Here is a 19,301-nt window from a genome sequence, read left to right on the forward strand (position 1 = left end):
ACAGAGAAGCAGAAAATGCTGTCTAATTCAGGGTTCCCCGCTCGTTGCCTTGGCTTGCCCTGTGGCCGGCTGGCATCCGACACGCAAACAGGGCGAGGGGCTTCCTTCCCGTTTATTTTGCTGAATAGCGAGACCAATAATGAAACGTACTTACCAACCTTCCGTCGTTCGCCGCAAGCGCACCCATGGTTTTCGCGTGCGCATGGCAACCCGCAGTGGCCGCGCCGTACTGAACGCACGCCGCGCCAAAGGCCGCAAGCGCCTCGCCGTCTAAGCAGGCGCGGCATTGCTGTTCAAGCTGCTGGCGTGAGCGAAGATTATTCACGCGCTCGGCGCATCATCAAAACGGATGAGTTTTCATCCGTTTTTCGTTTGCGGCCCGTGCGGCGGACAGCGCATTTCGTGCTCTATGCCCGCAGCAATGCTTTGACACATGCGCGCCTGGGCATTGTCGCCGCCAAGCGCTTCGCCCCACGGGCAGTCACCCGCAACACCATCAAGCGCGTCACCCGTGAATTGTTCCGGCAGGCGTCCCTGCCTTCGACCGACTATGTTGTCCGGCTGTCCAGTCCGGTGAACGCCAGGACCGGCCCGGCGACTTCTTCACGCCTGAAAGCCGAGTTGCGCGTAGAATTGGCGCGCCTGCTGCTATCGCAGGGCAGGACGGAGACGGCATCATGAAGACGGTGCTGTTGCTGCTGTTGCGTGCTTATCAATTGGGAATCAGCCCCTTCCTCGGACAGAGGTGCCGCTTTTACCCGAGCTGCTCCAGTTATGCCGCAGACGCAATCCGCGAACATGGCGCTCTGAAGGGCAGCGTGCTCGCAACCAGGCGCTTGTGCAAATGCCATCCCTGGCATCCGGGCGGCTTCGATCCGGTGCCGAAAAAATCCTGCGACCATCCGGCCGACACCGCCCGCGGTTGAAGCCGTTCCGAATCCGGGATTACTTTTTTTAAATACATTTATGGATATTAAACGTACCGTCCTGTGGGTTGTGTTCTCGTTGTCCCTGCTTCTGCTTTGGGATAACTGGATGCGCTATAACGGCAAGCCTTCGATGTTTTTCCCGACTGCGACGCAGCAGCAGGCCAAGCCGGCAGCAGGTGCAGGCGCGCCGGCCGGCAATGTCAACCCGGATGTGCCGCAAGCGAGCGCCGCAGCCCCGACTACGCCCGCCGTCGTGCCCGGCACGAGTGCCGCAGCGCAAGGCGAGCGCATCACCATTACGACCGATGTGATCAAGGCGGATATCGATACGCTCGGCGGCGAACTGGTACGACTGGAACTGCTCAAGCAGAAGGACACGCTCGATCCGAGCAAGAACGTGGTGCTGTTCGATTCGAGCGCGCAGCGTACCTACCTTGCCCAGACCGGCCTGATCGGCGGTCCGTTCCCGAACCACAAGTCGAACTTTGTCGCCAAGCCCGGCCCGCGCTCGCTCGACGGCCGCAATGACGTGCAACTGGTGCTGGAGTCGGAGCAGAACGGCGTCAAGCTGACCAAGACCTATACCTTCCAGCGTGGCAGCTACACGATCGACCTCAAGCACGAGGTCGCGAACCAGAGCGGCGCGCCGGTCAATCCCTCGCTCTACCTGCAGCTGGTGCGCGACGGCAGCAAGCCGGAAGGCGAATCCCGCTTCTACAGCACCTTCACCGGTCCGGCGATCTACACCGATGCCGAGAAATTCCAGAAGCTGGATTTCAAGAAGATCGAAGAAGGCAAGGCCGAGCATGCGACCAAGGCCGACAATGGCTGGTTCGCGCTGGTGCAGCACTATTTCGTCTCGGCCTTCATCCCGCCGCAGAATGTGGCGCGCGAGATCTACACCAAGAAGGTTGGTAACAACCTGTATGCGGTCGGCGAAATCCTGCCGCTGGGCACGGTCGCACCGGGCGCCACCGCAACGATGGATACGCACCTGTATTCCGGCCCGCAGGAATCGGCCGTGCTGGAAAAGATCGCTCCGGGCCTGGAACTGGTCAAGGACTATGGCTGGCTGACGATCGTGGCCAAGCCGATCTTCTGGCTGATGACCCAGATCCACAAGCTGCTCGGCAACTGGGGCTGGACCATCATCGTGCTGACCATCCTGATCAAGCTGGCCTTCTTCCCGCTGTCGGCTGCCAGCTATCGCAGCATGGCGAAGATGAAAACGGTTACGCCGCGCATGCAAGCGATCCGCGAGCGCTACAAGTCCGATCCGCAAAAGATGAACCAGGCGATGATGGAACTGTACAAGACCGAGAAGATCAACCCGCTCGGCGGCTGCCTGCCGATCGTGGTCCAGATCCCGGTGTTCATCGCGCTGTACTGGGTGCTGCTGGCATCCGTGGAAATGCGCGGCGCGCCGTGGCTCGGCTGGATCCATGACCTGACCGCGCCCGACCCGTTCTACATCCTGCCCATCCTGATGGCCGTGTCGATGTTCATCCAGACCAAGCTGAACCCGACGCCGCCGGATCCGGTGCAGGCCAAGGTGATGATGTTCATGCCGATCGTGTTCTCAGTCATGTTCTTCTTCTTCCCGGCCGGCCTGGTGCTGTACTGGGTGGTGAACAATGTCCTGTCGATCGCCCAGCAATGGGTCATCACCAGGAACATGGCAGGCAGCAAGACCGCCTGATGCATAGTGCCCGGCACCGATGCCGGGCTGCCTAAGAAGAAAAAGGCCCGTGAATCGTATTCACGGGCTTTTTTCTTGGTTTGAAAAATCGTGGGTTGCCGCATCATCTGGTCGACATACCATCGGCAACCATGTCACTTCGCCGCTTGCAAGCGGCTCGGATGGTCGCGCCGCAAAGCAATGCTATGCGAAACCCCGCCTCCATTCCTCGCTACAATCACATCCATGAACTACGACTCTTCTCCCATCGCTGCAATCGCCACTGCACCTGGACGCGGCGGCATTGGCGTCGTGCGCATCTCCGGCAAGGATCTGACATCCGTGATTCAGTCAGTGTGCGGGCCGCAGGTGCAGCTCCAGCCGCGTCATGCGACTTATCTGCCGTTCAGGGATGCCGACGGCAGCGCGATCGACCAGGGCATCGCCATCTATTTCAAGGCGCCGCACTCCTATACCGGCGAGGATGTGCTGGAATTGCAAGGGCATGGTGGTCCGGTGGTAATGCAGATGCTGCTGACGCGCTGCCTGCAGGCTGGAAAGGAGATCGGGCTGCGGCTGGCACAACCGGGCGAATTCACGCATCGCGCCTTCCTGAATGACAAGCTCGATCTCGCACAGGCGGAAGCGGTGGCGGACCTGATCGAGGCTTCGACCGAAGCCGCGGCGAAATCGGCCTCGCAATCCCTGTCCGGCGTGTTTTCAAAAACGATCCACGAACTGGTCGACAAGGTGATTCACCTGCGCATGCTGGTCGAAGCCACGCTCGATTTTCCGGAAGAGGAAATCGACTTTCTGGAAAAGTCCGATGCACGCGGACAGCTTGAACGCATCCGCACCAGCCTTGATGCCATCTTTGCACAGGCATCGCAGGGCGCGCTGCTGCGTGAAGGATTGAACGTGGTGCTCGCCGGCCAGCCGAATGTCGGCAAGTCGTCGCTGCTCAATGCCCTGGCGGGCGCCGAAGTCGCCATCGTCACGCCGATTGCCGGCACCACCCGCGACAAGGTGACCGAAACCATCCAGATGGAAGGCATCCCGTTGCACATCATCGATACCGCCGGAATACGGGATGCACTCGATGCCAGCGACGAAGTCGAGCGCATCGGCATCGAGCGTACCTGGGGCGAAGTGCGCAAGGCCGATGTGATCCTGCACCTGCTCGACGCCACCCGCGGGCCGACACGCGGCGACGAAGACATCGTCGCGCGCCTGCCCGACAACGTACCGGTGCTGCGGGTATGGAACAAGATCGACCTGTCGGGACACAAGGCGGAGGTCGAACGCCTGCCGGAAGCAACGCACATCTACCTGTCGGCGACCGAGCGGCTCGGCATGGACCTGCTGCGCACGGAATTATTGCGGGTGGCAGGCTGGCAGCAGACAGGTGAATCACGCTTCCTCGCACGCGAGCGCCACTTGCTGGCGCTGAAAGCGGCGCGTGATCATCTCGACATCGCAGCCGAGTATGCGCAGAACAATAATCAGGTCAACGACCAGGCGCTGGACCTGCTGGCGGAGGAATTGCGGCTGGCGCAGGAACGCCTGAACAGCATCACTGGGGAATTCACGTCGGATGATTTGCTGGGGGTGATCTTCAGCCGCTTCTGCATCGGGAAATAGCGGGACCGCTTGAGCACGGCCGCATTCGGGCAATGCGGCACATGCCTGACGATGGGGCGCGGCTGATTACCAGCCGGTTCCAATGCCGATGCCGGCTCCGCCGCCATGGCCCCAGCTGCCGATCCCGAGGCCGAGGCCGATGTTCGGCGCAACGCTGCCGTGGTAAGGCGCAATCGGCCTGCCGTCCATGTCGGTCATCTGCTGCGTTTCGCGCAGGCCTTCATGTTCATAACCGGGACTTGCACATCCGGCAAGCATTGATGCGAGTGCCAATGGAAGAAACAGGCGTTTCATCTGCGGCGTCCTCATCGAAGGGATGAATATTCTTTCGACAGAATCTCGCCTGAGGGGTTCTGGATGCGCCGGGTTCCGGCGCAATGGGAGGGCGGCTTAGGACAGGGAGGCAGGCTGATCAGGATTGGTTGTATCCGGAGTACCGGCGAGCATCTCCTGCAATCGCCCGGCCATCCGATTCAGGTTGCGCAGCCTCGAATGATCAGTGTAGTAGCTGTCGCACAAGGGAGATGCCGTTGCCTTCTTGAGAGCATCGATCTCCGCATTAATCCTGTTGAGTTTCCACTTATAAAACCATTTCATTGCATTTCCCCTTTTGTTGCCAAACACGTGGCATTAGCGGATAGACCAATCCGCTCTCTATTTGTTCCCTTGGAGAAAAATGTTTTTGTCACTTCCGGCCAGGTCTCGTAAAGCAAGCGCAGGCAGGGTGGATGCTACGTCGGCCACATGCCGCGCGTGATGGCATTCGGCTTCAGCGCGATCATTCTCGCGCAGGCTGCCGGGCCTCCTGATGCAAGTCTGCTTGCCAATGCATCGCCAGGCGAACACTCAAGGCCTTTGCTATACCTCAATGACGGATTCGGCCTGCGGACTACCATTGGTCCTGTACACGGATTGCCGGCTTAGCTCATCGGGTAGAGCAGTTGATTTGTAATCATCAGGTGGGAGGTTCGAGTCCTTCAGCTGGCACCATCCTCAACACTCTCTGGCATCGCAGTTCCACCATCAACCGCGCGGATTGGCATTGCATCAACGTGCATGACCGCCGCTTCTGCGGGATGGATGCTCATCACGCTGAACCGGGACCGGTTTTATTTGTTCCTCTCCATACCGGATTGAAAGAGCGGCCATGAGCAACACTTCCATCGGAAAAACCGTCGAGCAGTTGGAGAACAGCTTCTCCTTCAGGGATGATCAGGTCAGACGCCTGGCGATCGTGATGTCGCATTTCCTGAAAATCCGGGAAGAACTGATTGCCGAGGGCATTACCGCCAATACCGATGAAATCGCAGCGCAGCTGACCCGGGCTGCCTTGTCCCTTCCGTCCGAATAATCCTGACCGGCATTGCTCCCCTGTGGCGGGACGCGCCAGCCGCTATAGCCTCAAGCGGTTGAGCACCCTCTGCTGTTCTTCCATTCCGCTCAATTCCGCCGGTTCCGCGTCGGGCACCGCAGCGCCGAAGCGGCTTGTCACATAAGCACGCATGGCCGCTTCCAGCATGGTGCTGCCATCGGACTTGATCTCGGGCGGATGCAGCTTCCTGGCATGCCAGACTTCACCTTGCTTCGACAGCTCGATGCATTCGCGCTCGATGATCGGGCCGCCCTGCGACCAGTCGGTCGAAGGCCGGTAATCGGTCCACCAGCCGTCGTCATCGGGAGCATAGTAATGATGGATGTACTGGCACCATTCCCTTTGTTCGCCGCTTGCGGTGACAATGTGGGCCACTTCCGGCTTTTCCAGGTGTTCGGCTCGCGCCACCCAATAATCCAGCAATGCGCCGTGCAGCTCCGCTGCTTTCATGATCAGGCCTCCGATTGGCTGTGCTCTCCCCGGATTGCCGTCGCTGCGCGGCCTACATCATCGATCACGCTTAGCGCGCCGCTGCCGTGGTGAAGGACCAGGAGCGGCTCACCGGCGCCTTGTCGAGCGTGCCGCTGAAACTGACGTCGTAGGTCGTGGCAGGCTTCAATACATCCAGGGGAATGATGGCTGCCGCCGACAAGGGCGTGTGCTCGGCATCATTGGAACCGGTCAGCAATTGCACCGGCAGGGTCGCGCCGCCGCGCTCCTGTACGGTAAAGCTGCGCACCGTGAGAATGGCAATACCATCCGCATGCACGCTGATCGGATAGCCGACGGCATTCTTGGAGGGCACAGGGTCGGGCACTTCATTGTCACTCAGGAAGCCGATCGGCACCAGCTGCTGGTCGGGATAGGGATAAGTGACGATCTTTGCATCCGCCAGCTGGCGCTGCAATCCCTTGCCGGACTCCGCCAGGACGGCGAAATTGGCAGTGAAAAATGTCTCGCCCCGAGCAGAAATGCTGCTGCCGGCACCAGCATCCCGGTACATCGGTTCGAACGCCACGAAGCGATGGTAGATCGCGGCAATCAATCCTTCTGCCGCATTGAAGCCCGAAGGATCGCTGGTCATCGAAATGACTTCGCCGATCGCATAGCCTTCCGCCGGTACCGCATAATCCGCCGCACGCAAGCGGTCTATCAGCGTCGCGCCGGTAAAGCCAGGCTTGCCGGCCGTCTCGTCATGGGAGATTCCGTTAAGCACCTGATAATCCGAATGGGCCTTGGCAGCCACATCGATCTTGGCATTGCGTTCGACGGCTTGCAAACCCATTTTCTGGCGACGGAAATTGAACCAGGCAAGCCCGTCGGTCGCGGTATCGCCTGTTGCCTGCGGCGCGCTCGGGTCCGAAGCGGTAACGGCATTCGCGGGCTGCAATGCCACGCTGCGGTTACCGCCGCCGCCGTCGCTTCCGCCACCGCATGCGGTCAGCAAAAGTGAAGTCAAGAGCGTTGACAGCAGCAGAGCCGCGCGTATCGATCGCACCATCCGCATTTCCTCGAAATGAAAAGTTAAACAGGTATTGGTTTAATTGCACCGGGCTACCAGGCGCTTTGTATCGCGACGGATAATCCCCCAGTCCCGGCCGACGCATGCAGGTTCGCCATGAGCGTGCAGGCCAGGGATGGGAGTTCCGCACGACACCAACCCGCGCCCGCAGCAAGGCTGCGTAAGAATCTGCGTTCGCACGGGAAGGGCATTCCTGGCAGGCCAGACCTGACGTACGGCATGAACTGCAAGCCGCAATTTTTCCTTTGATGCCCACGCAAGAAGACGGTTGCAGATTCGCTGAAAATTTTTTCGCTGAACAGGCATGATTGCGCGCCGGGTTTGCGGTTTGTCACGAAGGGAGGCGCAAACCGGAAGTGATGAGGTGGGCAGCTTATACCGGCGGGAAGCAAACAGTCACACGCAAACCAGCGCCGTCTGTTCCTTCTGACAAGTTGACCTGTGCTTCATGCAGGTCTGCGATGTCGCGCACGATGGTCAGTCCCAAGCCGGTACCGCCGGCATTCATTGTCAGTGCGGAAGCGACGCGATAGAAGGGTGCAAATACCTTTTCCCGCTCGCCGGCCGGAATGCCCGGTCCGGTGTCTTCCACCTGCAAGACCGGTTTCCCGTCATGCAATACGCGCAGAATGACTCTGCCGCCAGCAGGCGTATAGCGAATGGCGTTGTCCACCAGATTGACGATCAGCTCATGCAGCAGCAGGGCATGGCCGATCACCTTCACCTCGGCCTCTGCTTCCAGAGACAGGTCCAGGCCTTTCTTCACCGCTTCCTGCGCCAGCTCCAGTCCCACCTGACGCGCGGCATCAACCAGTGACAGCACCCGCATCTCGCTGTCGTTTCCATGCTCTGCCCTCGCCAGTGTCAACAGGCGATTGGCCAGGTGTACGGTCGCGTCGGTTGTCCTTGCGATGCTTTCCACGATTTCGCGCATCGCCTGTGCATCATTGGCCCGCAGTGCAAGTTCGGACTGGGTCTTCAGCACCGTCAGCGGCGTGCGCAGCTGGTGCGAGGCATCGGCAATGAAGCGGCGCTGGCCGGCCATCAACGCCTGCAGCCTTGCCATATAGCCATTCATCGCTTCCACTAGCGGCCGCACCTCCTTGTGTACCAGCGCCGCATCGAACCCGGACAAGTCGGTCGGCGCACGCGATGCCACATCGGCACGCAGCCGCATCAGCGGCCGCAGCCCGAAGCGCACCGCAACCCACACCAGCAGTGCCGCGGCCAGCACCAGGGCTGCCTGGCGCGCGAGCGTATCGAACAGGATCTTGCGCGACAGGCCGTGCCGCGCTTCGTAAGACTCGCCCACCTGAATCAAGGCGATGCCGCGCATGGAGTCGTCGTAGACCGGCTGGTACAGCGCGGCGATGCGCACCGGTTCGCCGTGGTAGTCAGCATGATAGAAATACACGAGAGCAGGATAGGCGTCGGAGCGCTTTACCTTGGCGGGCAGGGGCGGCAGATCGTCATAACCGGACACGAATTCGCCATGGATGCCCGTGACCTTGTAATAGATGCGGCCGAGGGTATCGGTCTCGAAACTGTCGAGGGCAACATAAGGCACATCGGCCACGACCCTGCCGTGGTCGATCGATACCCGTTCGGCAAGGGCGCGGGTCGAGGCGAGCAGCGAGCGGTCATAGGCGAGATCGGCCACTTCCAGAGCATGCCGGTAGACCGAAACGGCATTGATGGCCACCAGTACGGCCAGCGGGATCAGCAGCCAGCGCAGCAGCTGGTTGCGCAGGCTGCCGACCGGCTTGCCGGCAACCGGCCTTTCCGCTTGTTGCATCATCGCGTCTCCGGCGCTTCCAGGAGGTAACCGAGCCCGCGCAGGGTCGTGATCACCACCCTGCCCTGCTCGGCGCGCTCGAGCTTCTTGCGCAGGCGATGAATGTAAATCTCGATCGCATCGAGGTTGGCATCGTCATCCAGGGCGAACACTTCGTCGAACAGCTTTTCCTTGGACACTGCGCGGCCGGCGCGGGTGAGCAAGGCTTCCAGCACCGCATGCTCGCGCGGAGTCAGGGCCAGCGGCTCGCCGCCATAGGTGAACATGCGCGACACCGTATCGAAGGACAGGGCGCCGCAGGACTGGGTGACGGCTTCATTGCCCTGCGAACGCCGCAGCAGGGCCTTGACGCGCGCCTCGAGCTCGGCCAGTTCGAAAGGCTTGGAGAGATAGTCGTCGGCGCCGAGGTTCAATCCCTGCACCCGCTCATGCAAGCCGCCGCGCGCCGTCAATACCAGCACCGGCGTCTTGCTGCCGCGTGCGCGCAGCCGCTTGAGCACGTCGAGACCGTCCATCTTCGGCAGAGTCAGGTCGAGAATCACCAGCGCATACTCCTGGGTATGCAGCAGCGCATCGGCATCCGCGCCGTTCATCACGCATTCCACCGGAAGGCGTGCATCATGCAGCGCCCTCGCAATCCAGCGCGAGAGTTCGGCATGGTCTTCTACCAGCAGGATACGCATGAGGACAGGTGTCTAAAACGATTGGGTTCCGAATTCCGAGTATGGTGCGTCCGAGAAAAACAGACAAGGGGATGCTGTTTCGGCTTTTTTACGTATTTCGGATTCCTTAGGGCAAAACATCATGCACGATTTTTTCCCTCCTGCCTGCCGGATGGTGGTCCGGAATGAAAGCAAAATGAAAGAAAGGGCATTTACTATGTCCTGAGCTGACCCGGGACTTGGCAGGATGGCATGAGAATCAAGATAGCGATGATGCGGGCTGGACTGCTGCTGAGTGCCGCGATGACATGCGTACATGCAGTCGCGACGCCGCAATGCATCGTGCCCGCGAAGCCGGGCGGTGGCATGGATTTGACCTGCAAGCTGACGCGTCAGGGCTTGCAGCAGGAGACGCGGGATGCGGGCAAGGATGCGGAACTGCGCATCAGTTATATGCCCGGGGGGATCGGTGCCGTCGCATGGAATTCGGTGCTGTCGCAGAGGCGGGCGGAGCCCGATACCCTGATCGCCTTTTCCGGCGGCTCACTGTTCAACCTGGCCGAAGGCAAATACGGCAGGGTGTCTGCCTCGGACGTGCGCTGGGTGGCGGCGATCGGCATCGATTACGGCATGATCGCCGTGCGCAGCGATTCGCCCTACAAGAACTTGCGCGACCTGGTGGAAGCACTCAGGCGCGACCCGGAGAAAGTAAGCTTTGGCGCCAGCGGCACCGTGGGCAGCCAGGACTGGCTGAAAGTCGCGTTGATCGCCAAGCAGGGCGGTGTCGATCCCAAGTCCCTGCGGCCGGTGGCATTCGAAGGCGGAGGGGAATCGTTCACCGCCTTGCTTGCCGGTTACGTGCAAGCGGTATCCGGCGATGCATCGGAAGCGACCCTGCATGCGCTTGACGGCAAGATCCGGGTGCTGGCGGTGCTGTCGGATGCGCGCCTGAGCGGGGCATTGGCGAATGTGCCCACCGCGCGCGAACAAGGCTTCGATGTTACCTGGCCGATCATCCGCGGCCTGTACATGGGGCCGCAGGTGGGCGAGGCCGATTACCGGAAGTGGGTCAAGACCTTTGACCGCATGATGGCCAAGCCGGAATTCGATCGGATGCGCGCGGCCCATGGCCTGTATCCGTTTGCGATGACGGGCGCTGCGCTGACTGATTACATCAAGAAGACCGTGGACAACTACGGCAAGCAGGCCAAAGAGTTTGGCTTGGTTCGATAAGCCGACCTCTTTTCCCCAATGGGCGGGCGCATGCCTTTCCATCGGCGAAATATATTCTCAACAACAAGGAGCAGACAAATGTTTCCCAAGAAAACCATTGCCGCCGCATTTGCCACAGCCTTTGCCGCTGTTGCACTCCAAGCTTCCGCACAGGTGCCGGCCGGCTATCCTGCCGACTACGCCAAGATCGTCGATGGCGCAAAGAAGGAAGGCAAGCTGGTGATTTATTCGGCAACCGATACCAAGGCGGCCGAACCGCTGGTGCGGGATTTCAATGCGCTCTATCCGGGCGTCAGCGTCGAGTACAACGACATGAACTCGACCGAGATCTACAACCGCTACATTTCCGAAGCCGCGGCCGGCGGCGCAAGCGCCGACGTGCTGTGGTCGTCGGCGATGGATTTGCAGATCAAGCTGGTGCAAGACGGCTACGCCATGAAATACAAGTCGCCGGAAGCGGGCGCGCTGCCGAAATGGGCGGCGATGAACGACACTGCGTATGGCACCACCTTCGAGCCGGCAGTCTTCATCTACAACAAGCGCCAGGTGACGGGCGATGAAATCCCGAAGACGCATGACGATTTCGCCAAGCTGCTGACCACCAAGACCGACAAGTACCAGGGCAAGGTGATCAGCTATGACATCGAGAAATCCGGCGTCGGCTTCATGTTCATCACCCAGGACCTGGCCAACTACAAGAATTTCTGGAACCTGGCCAAGGCCTTCGGCGCGGTCAACCTGCGGGTGCAGTCCTCGACCGGCACCATGCTGGAGCGCGTCTCGTCCGGTGAGAACCTGCTGGGCTACAACATCCTCGGCTCCTACGCCCTGGTACGCGCCAAGAAGGATCCCAACATCGGCGTCGTGATCCCGAAGGATTACACACTGGTGCTGTCGAGGGTGCAGTTCATCAGCAAGAACACCAAGCATCCGAATGCGGCCAAGCTGTGGGTGGATTACATCCTGTCCAAGCGCGGACAGACCATGATCGCCAACGAAGCCAAGCTGTATGCAATTCGCAGCGACGTGACCGGCGAAACCACCTCGGCCGAGCTCATCAAGGAAATCGGTGACGGCTTGAAGCCGCTGCCGGTAGATGCGTCCCTGCTGCAGTATCTGGACCAGTCCAAGCGTCTGGCTTTCCTGAAGCAGTGGAAGGACGCGGCTTCCCGCAAGTAAGCGACTGATGCACCGGCGGAGGCTGCGCCGGCTCCCCGTGCCTCCCGCGGCCGGGGAGCCGGCTTCCTCCGCGGCCTGGCTGCCGTATGCCGCATTCCGCAGCCATACCACCTCACATCGAGATTTCCATGGAAACCCTGACTCTCCCCCATGCCGCTTCAGCGCGCCCCAGGTCTTGGTTGGCGCGGCTGAACTGGCCGCGCGGCATCGTCGTGACGCTCACGGCACTGGCGATCTTCCTGCCGCTGCTCCTGATCTTCTACCAGAGCTTCCTGTCCGCGCCGTTCTTCGTGCCGTCCAAGACTCTTGGCCTGGATTCCTATCGCTTCATCTTCGACGATCCAGATTTCCGCCAGTCCTTTACCAATGCCATGATCCTTGCCGGAGGCCTGACCTTGATCGCCGTGCCGCTGGGTGCCATGCTGGCTTTCCTGATGGTGCGCACCGACCTGCCGGGCCGCGGCTGGATCGGCCCTCTGCTGCTGGTGCCGGTCTTCGTGTCGCCGATGGTGATCGCCTTCGGTTACGTGGTCGCCATGGGGCCGGTCGGTTTCTATACGCTGTGGGTCAAGCAGCTGATCGGTGTGGAGCCATGGAACATCTATTCCTTCACCAGTATCGTGATCATTGCCGGCCTCACCCATGTGCCGCATGTCTATCTCTACTCCTCCTCGGCGCTGAAGAGCCTGGGCTCTGACGTGGAAGAAGCGGCGCGCGTGGCGGGTGCATCGCCGCTGCAGGTCGCACTGAACGTGTCGCTGCCGATGATCATGCCGGCGCTCGCCTATGCGGCAGTGCTGGTGTTTTTCCTCGGCTTCGAAGTATTCGGCCTGGTGCTGGTACTGGGCGATCCGGAAGGACACCTCGTGGTGTCAACTTATCTGTACAAGCTGACTAACAAGCTGGGCACGCCCTCCTACCACCTGATGGCGGCAGTGGCGGTGTGCCTGGTGGCAGTGACGATGCCGCTGGTGCTGCTGCAGCGCTGGCTGCTGAAATCGGCGAACAAGTATGTCTCCATCAAGGGCAAGGGCGCACGCCAGAAGCCACTTCCCCTGGGCAAATGGAAATGGCTGGCGTTCGCATTCATCACCGCCTGGCTGATCTTTACGGTATTCGTGCCGCTGTCCGGCGTTGCGCTGCGCTCCTTCGTGTCCTACTGGGGTGAGGGCGTGAAGCTGTCGGAAGCCTTCACCACCCAGCATTTCCGCGACATCCTCGAACAGCCTTCGCTGGTACGCGGCATCGTCAACACGGTGCTGATCGGCGTGGTCGGCGGCGCGATCGCGGTCGCCTGCTATGCTGCGATTGCACTGGCCGGTCACCGCAAGCAGGATGGCATCACCCGCTTCCTCGACTATAGCGTGCTGATTCCGCGCGCCGTGCCGGGGCTGCTGGCTGGCCTGGCCTTCCTCTGGGTGTTCCTGTTCGTGCCGGCCGCCTTGGAAAACCTGCTGCAATCCTTTGACAACAGCATTGCCCAATGGCTGGTCGATAACCTGATCCCGCAGATGCGCGCGCTGCGCTCGACCATCTTCTCGGTATGGCTGGCGTATTCGGTAGTGTGGCTGGCTTACGGCCTGCGCCTGATCTCGGCTTCTCTGCTGCAGGTGGGACCGGAACTGGAAGAGGCCGCACGCGCGGTCGGTGCCCGGCGCGGGCAGGTGACGCGCGATGTGACGCTGCCGCTGGTGCGCTTCGGCATGCTCGGCGCCTGGCTGATGGTATTCCTGATCTTCGAACGCGAATACTCGACCGGCGTCTACCTGCTGTCGCCCGGCACCGAAGTGATCGGCGCCATGCTGGTTTCGATGTGGGCCTCCGGCGCGGTCGACCTGGTGTCGGCGCTGTCGTTCATCAACATCGTGCTGGTGGCGATCGGCCTGGGCATCGCCCTGCGTTTCGGCATCAAGCTCCACGACTGAATGATTGAATAATTGATGAGGCCGCGGTGCCATGATGGCTGCCGCGGCGCACGAAGGGAAATGAACATGTCCGAACTTACCGTCAACAACCTGTACCTCGACTACGGCAGTGGTGCCAGTGCCAACCCCATCCTGAAAGGCGTGTCGATGGAATTGCAGCGCGGGGAAGTGGTCGCGCTGCTCGGCCCGTCCGGCAGCGGCAAGACCACGCTGCTGCGCGCCGTCGCCGGCCTGGAAAGCCCGAAGGCCGGCACGATCCGCATTGGCGATCGTGTCGTGTATGAGGGCGAACGCGGACTGGAACTGCCGGCCGAAGAACGCAACCTCGGCCTCGTGTTCCAGTCGTATGCGCTGTGGCCGCACAAGACCGTGTTCGACAACGTGGCCTACGGCCTGAAGCTGCGCAAGATGAGTGGCAGCGAGATTTCTGAACGGGTGAAGAAGGTCCTGCTGCAACTCGGCCTTGGCCATCTTGCGGACCGCTTTCCGCACCAGCTGTCCGGCGGTCAGCAGCAGCGTGTCGCGATTGCGCGCGCCCTCGTCTACAACCCCCCGGTGATCCTGCTGGACGAACCCTTGTCCAACCTCGACGCCAAGTTGCGCGAAGAAGCGCGCGCCTTCCTGCGTGAACTGATCGTGCGCCTCGGCCTGTCGGCGCTGATGGTGACGCATGACCAGAGCGAGGCGATGGCGATCTCCGACCGCATCCTCCTGCTCAACAATGGCAAGATCGAGCAGCAGGGTGTGCCGCAGGCCATGTATGAGGCGCCGGATACCTTGTTTACCGCGGAATTCATGGGTAGCAACAACCGCCTGCCGGGCCAGGTGCTGCGGCGCGACGGACAGCGCGTGACGCTGCAGGTCAATGGCACGACGATGTATGGCACGGCACGCGGCAGCAACCTGAATACCGATATCACCACCATCATCCGCCTCGAACAGGTGCGGGTATCGGATACAGAGACTGCGAATGCGATCAGGCTGCCGCTGTCGACCTGCATGTATCTGGGCGACCGCTGGGAATGCCTGTTCCATAGCGGTGCTGGCGCCGATATCAGCCTGCGCGCCTATACGCCGTTCAGGCTGCAGCCCGGGGAATACTGGCTGCATCTGCCGGAGGAGAAATTGTGGGTGTTTTAATCCATTGACAACACAAGAGAAGGCATCCTTCCCCGCCTGATGCCTTCCATCCCTCCATCCCTTGCGTTTCCCATCGAGGCTGGTAAGCCGGTAACGGCAGCCTCGATCCCCGGCTTTCCCCCGGATGAGGAGGACGTCCGGGCGACGCTTGCCGTAGCGGCGTATCCCGAGACGCAAGCTTGCCGTAGCGGCGTATCCCGAGACGCAACAGTGTTGTCGAAAATGCTGCCGGCCTGTTCGCTGTTTTCAAAACGAGGCGATAATGCTTGCCTCCGTGTCAAATTCAGTTGCAACCCGGCTTTCATGCAATTTCTGAAACGATCCAATCTGCTTCCGGTCCTCGAAACCTTGTCCCTGGGACTGGTCGCAGCCCTAATCTGCGTCTGGCTCAATACACCCCTGCCCTGGATGATCGGTCCGCTGTTCTTCACTGCGGCGGCACGCATGGCGGGCAAGAATCTGCGCAGTCCGGTGAAGCTGCGCGAAGCCGGGCAATGGGCAATCGGCACCGCGCTCGGCCTGTATTTCACGCCTCAGGTGATTACCGTGGTGGCACACAATGTCGGCTTTATCGCGGCCGGCGTGGTATTTGCCATTCTGCTCGGCGCCCTGTGCGCATGGGTGCTGCACAAGCTGTCGGGTGTGGACAAGACCACGGCGTTTTTTGCGATGGCGATCGGCGGGGCTTCCGAGATGGCGACCCAGGGCGAACGGCATGGCGCGCGCGTGGACCGGGTTGCGGCCTCGCACAGCCTGCGCATCATGATGGTGGTGGCGATCATCCCCTTTGCCTTCAAGTTTTCCAATGTCCATGGACTGGACGCCTATGTTCCGGCTGCGCGCGTCGTTCACTATGGCGGACTGGCACTCCTGATCGTGCTGACATCGATCTGCGCGATGATCTTTAAGCGGATGGATGTGCCGAATGCCTGGGTGATCGGGCCGCTGGTGGTGACCATCGCGCTGACTGCCTCCAGCATCACGCTGTCGGCGCTGCCCGAGTGGATGGTGCATCTCGGCCAGTTGCTCATCGGCGTGTCGCTCGGCACGCGCTTCACGCCGGAGTTCCTGCACACTGCGCCGCGCTACCTGATCAGCGTTGCAATTTGCACGCTGCTGGCGATGCTGCTGGCGGCCGGCTTCGGCCTGGCATTGGCTGCGGTGAGCGGCATTCACCCGGCGACGGCCATGCTGGCGACTTCACCGGGCGGCATCGCGGAAATGAGCCTGACAGCCAAGACCCTGCAGCTTGGGGTGCCGATCGTGACCGCCTTCCACGTCTCGCGCCTAGTCATCCTGGTGCTGGTCATCGGTCAGGTGTTCAAGCTAGGCAAAGGCTGGCGCAGCCGCAGCAAGGCGGCAAACCTGTAAGGGCGAAGTTCGCCTTTACGAGTTACTAGTCCACGCAATTTACGTACGGGCAACATTGCCGGGCTCGATTGCCGACGAATTTCCGCTTTTTTTCGCCCCGGCTTGCGGCAGAACGAAAAACGCGCGACCATGCGGCCTTCGCTGGCCCGGATTGCGGCTACACTTTCTCAAAGAGTTCGTTTGCAAGTGCTTCGCTTGAAAACGCATTGCCCGGGACGAAACCCATCATTCGCGATAAAAGACGTCTGCTTCGATGCGCACCGGGTTTGATTTCGGCCGCGTCTTGCGCGAAGCCTTTTTCAGACATCGCCAACGAACGCATTTTTCATCGAACTCGCTGAAACCCCGAGCGCTGAAAACAGTCATACGGGACCTGTCTATCGATTTGCATTTGCCAATGAAACCAGTTGCCCCCGGCACCATCGTCTTCCACCGCCATCGCGGCTATGGCGTGATCACCGCCGTCAATTTGCTGACCGGTTGGGTATCCGCGCGCTTCGGCAGCGAGGTGCGCACGCTCGATCTGAATCTTTCATCCGACGAACTGCAGCATGCCGATGGCGAACCAATCCGCTTTCGGCGCACGCCGCCGGACCGCATGCCTCATGCGCGTCTGATGGCCATGGTGCGCGAGCTGCATCGTGCCGGCTATGAGCGGCTCTATCTCTACAGCTGGCCCAAGCCTTCCGGCCTGCACTGGCGCTGGCATTTATTCACCGGGCCGCGCAACTGGATCGAACGTCCCTGGCGCGAAGGCTGGTATGGCTCGGGCGCCGATTACAATTTCAATCCGGTGATGGGCTGGGGCGATGCGCCCGGTATGTCGGCGCAGGAGCTGGCGGGCATGTTGGCCCAATTCGATCCGCAGGGCCTGGCCCATGCGCTCGGGCGCGACGAGGACCATACCCGCTGGTTCGATGAAGTATGCGAAGCCTTGCTGCCGAATTATGCGTACACGATAGGCTGGGATTTCCGCGACGGGCCGACGCCCGAGTTTCTGCCGGTGATCCCGGTACGGCGCGGCGTGCCTGCGTATGCCGGCCCGCCCTTGCCCTGGCCACCAGGCTGGACCAAGCTGTGGACCGGCCGGCACACTACGCTCAGAACAAATCCCTCTGGCGTCCCATACGACGCCGTTCGTTGATCTGCACGAGCGCCACTTCGCGCGGGCCGGGTACCAGCTCGATGGCGTCGCCGGCGCGTACTGCGCCGGTCTCTACCACGCTCAGGTAAAAGCCGCTGATCCCGCCCTGCAGCATCAGTTTTGCGGCATGGGAAAATCCCATCTTTGCATTGAACTTGAAGCAGGGCTGGCGCGGCTCGGTGACTTCCAGGATGGCGCTGCCGATCAGAAGCCGGTCACCGACCCAGACATCTTTTTCCAGCAATCCCTGCAGCGTCAGGTTTTCCCCCATCGATCCGGGCGGCAGGGCTTCTTCCCGCTTGAGGGCGGCCAGGCGCTGCGCCATCCAGAACGGGTAATGCTCCGAGGGATAGGCGTACACCGCCTTGCGCAATCCGCCGTGGACAGTCAGGTCAGCCTGCTCGTCACCTGCCAGTCCCAGCTTTCCGACCGCTACGGGCCCTTCGACCGGGCGCTTATGAATGCCGGTCACGATGCGATGGGTATGGCTGGACTGGGTGATGAACAGTTCGCCGACGGAAGCGGTGTTCACGCTGAGGACTTTCATGCCACCTCCGCCACGGTCTGCCTGGCCGACCTGTGGGCCGCTGCGCGCGAGACCAGCATGGCCGCAGCCATGAAGGCTGCGCCGATGTAGGACAGCCCGGCCGGCCCCTGGGCAGACACGACCAGGCCGCCGACGAAGGCGCCCGCAGCCTGCCCGAGATAGATCGCCGACGAATTCAGGGACACCGACGCCGAAGCCAGCGAAGGCGCCATCGCGACCAGGCGCGCCTGCTGCGAACTGTTCACCGAAAAGCAGCCGAGGCCCCACAACAGGATCAGCAGCACCGTCAGCAGCAGCGAGCCGCGGGTGAACGGCCACAATGCAATGGCGGCGAACATGCAGGCCATCGCGATCATGCCGACCCGTACCGGGCCGATGCGGTCCATCATGCGCGCGCCGGCGAGATTGCCGATCACGCCGGTGCTGCCGAAGCAGAGGAAGACCAGGCTGATGGTGGTGGGCGTGGCACCGATGAACTGCTTCAGGATCAGCGCCATGTAGGAAAACACGGTGAACATGCCGATGGCCTGGATGGCGGTTACCGAAATGGCCAGCAGCAGGGACCGGTTGTCGAACAGGGTTTTCCAGGCGGCGCGGTTCATCGGCGCGATATGCAGGCCGGCTGGAATCTGGCGCCATACGGCCACGGCGAACAGCGCTGACAGCACGCCCACCAGCCCCGTGGTCGGGCGCCATCCGATATGTGCGCCGAGATAGGCGCCGAGCGGCGTGCCGGCCACGGCGGCGATCGACCAGCCGAGGAAGACCATGCCGATCGCCTTGCCCCGCGCTTCCGGCGTCACTATCAGTCCGGCAGTGGCTGCAGCCTGGGCGGTAAACAGGGCAGCGCCGATGGCGGTCACCATACGGACCACCAGCAGGCTCTGGTAACCCGGAGCGAGCGCCGCCAGCACATGCGTTACCGCATAGAGCGCTAATGCGGCAGTAAGCAGCTTGCGGCGATCGACAGCGCTGGTCCAGCTAGCGAGGAAGGGCCCGCCGATGCAGACGGTCATAGCGAAGGCGGAGATCAGCATGCCGATCTGCGCCGGCGATGCTTCCAGACTGGCGCTAAGTTCGTTCAGCATGCCGGGCACGATCATCGCGCCCGTGCCGATGGCGAAATTACCGAGTGTCAGGGACCACAGTCTGGGCTGCATGAA

Annotated in this window: 20 protein-coding genes and 1 tRNA gene; 13 read left to right on the forward strand and 8 right to left on the reverse strand. The window is 61.3% G+C overall.

The window, feature by feature from the left end:
• The first annotated feature begins 139 nt into the window (after nt 1-139).
• The 5 genes from rpmH (at nt 140) to mnmE (ending at nt 4,248) form a co-directional block, all read left to right on the forward strand.
• Complete coding sequence (rpmH, locus tag HGHM_RS15165; protein WP_019142399.1) at nt 140-274, forward strand: 50S ribosomal protein L34; 135 nt, start codon at nt 140-142, stop codon at nt 272-274.
• A 32-nt stretch (nt 275-306) separates the two neighbouring features.
• Nucleotides 307-681, forward strand: coding sequence for a ribonuclease P protein component (gene rnpA / locus HGHM_RS15170; protein ID WP_019142400.1), 375 nt, complete (start codon nt 307-309; stop codon nt 679-681).
• A complete protein-coding gene (gene yidD, locus HGHM_RS15175) occupies nt 678-926 on the forward strand; it encodes a membrane protein insertion efficiency factor YidD (RefSeq protein WP_019142401.1) in 249 nt (82 codons plus the stop codon). Before rnpA ends, yidD begins: the two co-directional genes overlap by 4 nt.
• Nucleotides 927-966: 40 nt before the next feature.
• Nucleotides 967-2,628, forward strand: coding sequence for a membrane protein insertase YidC (gene yidC, locus HGHM_RS15180; protein WP_020693854.1), 1,662 nt, complete (start codon nt 967-969; stop codon nt 2,626-2,628).
• Between the two features lie 225 nt (nt 2,629-2,853).
• Nucleotides 2,854-4,248: a tRNA uridine-5-carboxymethylaminomethyl(34) synthesis GTPase MnmE gene (gene mnmE, locus HGHM_RS15185; RefSeq protein ID WP_019142403.1), complete on the forward strand. Its 1,395-nt coding sequence runs from the start codon at nt 2,854-2,856 to the stop codon at nt 4,246-4,248.
• A 66-nt stretch (nt 4,249-4,314) separates the two neighbouring features.
• Here the strand turns inward: mnmE and HGHM_RS15190 are convergent, their stop codons facing one another.
• Both HGHM_RS15190 and HGHM_RS15195 read right to left on the reverse strand, forming a co-directional pair.
• Nucleotides 4,315-4,542: a hypothetical protein gene (locus HGHM_RS15190; RefSeq protein WP_148415534.1), complete on the reverse strand. Its 228-nt coding sequence runs from the start codon at nt 4,540-4,542 to the stop codon at nt 4,315-4,317.
• A gap of 96 nt (nt 4,543-4,638) precedes the next feature.
• Nucleotides 4,639-4,845, reverse strand: coding sequence for a hypothetical protein (locus HGHM_RS15195; protein WP_019142405.1), 207 nt, complete (start codon nt 4,843-4,845; stop codon nt 4,639-4,641).
• 317 nt (nt 4,846-5,162) lie between these two features.
• Between HGHM_RS15195 and HGHM_RS15205 the strand changes: the two genes are divergently transcribed.
• Together HGHM_RS15205 and HGHM_RS15210 are read left to right on the forward strand one after the other, a co-directional pair.
• Nucleotides 5,163-5,238: transfer RNA gene (locus HGHM_RS15205), tRNA-Thr, on the forward strand.
• A gap of 157 nt (nt 5,239-5,395) precedes the next feature.
• Nucleotides 5,396-5,599, forward strand: coding sequence for a hypothetical protein (locus HGHM_RS15210; RefSeq protein ID WP_019142406.1), 204 nt, complete (start codon nt 5,396-5,398; stop codon nt 5,597-5,599).
• Nucleotides 5,600-5,641: 42 nt separating this feature from the next.
• Here the strand turns inward: HGHM_RS15210 and HGHM_RS21475 are convergent, their stop codons facing one another.
• The 4 genes from HGHM_RS21475 to HGHM_RS15230 form a co-directional block, all read right to left on the reverse strand.
• Nucleotides 5,642-6,070: a phage protein NinX family protein gene (locus HGHM_RS21475; RefSeq protein ID WP_019142407.1), complete on the reverse strand. Its 429-nt coding sequence runs from the start codon at nt 6,068-6,070 to the stop codon at nt 5,642-5,644.
• A 70-nt stretch (nt 6,071-6,140) separates the two neighbouring features.
• Entirely contained in the window at nt 6,141-7,121 is a 981-nt protein-coding gene (locus HGHM_RS15220; RefSeq protein WP_019142408.1) for a CAP domain-containing protein, read from the reverse strand.
• A 394-nt stretch (nt 7,122-7,515) separates the two neighbouring features.
• Nucleotides 7,516-8,940 (reverse strand): sensor histidine kinase, encoded by a 1,425-nt coding sequence (locus HGHM_RS15225; protein ID WP_019142409.1) that lies wholly within the window; start codon nt 8,938-8,940, stop codon nt 7,516-7,518.
• Nucleotides 8,937-9,620, reverse strand: coding sequence for a response regulator (locus tag HGHM_RS15230; RefSeq protein ID WP_019142410.1), 684 nt, complete (start codon nt 9,618-9,620; stop codon nt 8,937-8,939). Before HGHM_RS15230 ends, HGHM_RS15225 begins: the two co-directional genes overlap by 4 nt.
• Before the next feature lie 249 nt (nt 9,621-9,869).
• On the opposite strand from HGHM_RS15230, the gene HGHM_RS15235 reads away from it, so the two are divergent.
• The 6 genes from HGHM_RS15235 to HGHM_RS15265 all read left to right on the forward strand — a co-directional run bounded on the left by HGHM_RS15235 (nt 9,870) and on the right by HGHM_RS15265 (nt 17,591).
• The gene (locus HGHM_RS15235) at nt 9,870-10,832 is read left to right on the forward strand and encodes a Bug family tripartite tricarboxylate transporter substrate binding protein (protein WP_019142411.1); all 963 of its coding nucleotides are present in this window, start codon (nt 9,870-9,872) and stop codon (nt 10,830-10,832) included.
• A 78-nt stretch (nt 10,833-10,910) separates the two neighbouring features.
• On the forward strand, nt 10,911-12,011 hold the full coding sequence (locus HGHM_RS15240) for an ABC transporter substrate-binding protein (RefSeq protein WP_019142412.1): 1,101 nt from the start codon (nt 10,911-10,913) through the stop codon (nt 12,009-12,011).
• A gap of 128 nt (nt 12,012-12,139) precedes the next feature.
• Nucleotides 12,140-13,936: an ABC transporter permease gene (locus HGHM_RS15245; RefSeq protein WP_026076075.1), complete on the forward strand. Its 1,797-nt coding sequence runs from the start codon at nt 12,140-12,142 to the stop codon at nt 13,934-13,936.
• Between the two features lie 66 nt (nt 13,937-14,002).
• Nucleotides 14,003-15,076 (forward strand): ABC transporter ATP-binding protein, encoded by a 1,074-nt coding sequence (locus HGHM_RS15250; protein ID WP_026076076.1) that lies wholly within the window; start codon nt 14,003-14,005, stop codon nt 15,074-15,076.
• A 303-nt stretch (nt 15,077-15,379) separates the two neighbouring features.
• Complete coding sequence (locus tag HGHM_RS21480; protein WP_019142415.1) at nt 15,380-16,447, forward strand: AbrB family transcriptional regulator; 1,068 nt, start codon at nt 15,380-15,382, stop codon at nt 16,445-16,447.
• Nucleotides 16,448-16,844: 397 nt separating this feature from the next.
• Nucleotides 16,845-17,591: a hypothetical protein gene (locus tag HGHM_RS15265; RefSeq protein WP_019142417.1), complete on the forward strand. Its 747-nt coding sequence runs from the start codon at nt 16,845-16,847 to the stop codon at nt 17,589-17,591.
• Here the strand turns inward: HGHM_RS15265 and HGHM_RS15270 are convergent.
• Together HGHM_RS15270 and HGHM_RS15275 are read right to left on the reverse strand one after the other, a co-directional pair.
• A complete protein-coding gene (locus HGHM_RS15270; RefSeq protein ID WP_019142418.1) occupies nt 17,548-18,138 on the reverse strand; it encodes an MOSC domain-containing protein in 591 nt (196 codons plus the stop codon). The two genes, HGHM_RS15265 and HGHM_RS15270, sit on opposite strands and share 44 nt — an antisense overlap.
• Nucleotides 18,135-19,298 (reverse strand): MFS transporter, encoded by a 1,164-nt coding sequence (locus HGHM_RS15275; protein ID WP_019142419.1) that lies wholly within the window; start codon nt 19,296-19,298, stop codon nt 18,135-18,137. The genes HGHM_RS15270 and HGHM_RS15275 overlap by 4 nt, the downstream gene beginning before the upstream one ends.
• Between the last annotated feature and the right edge of the window lie 3 nt (nt 19,299-19,301).

The organism is Noviherbaspirillum massiliense JC206 (assembly GCF_000312045.1).
Classification (GTDB): Bacteria; Pseudomonadota; Gammaproteobacteria; order Burkholderiales; family Burkholderiaceae_D; genus Noviherbaspirillum; species Noviherbaspirillum massiliense.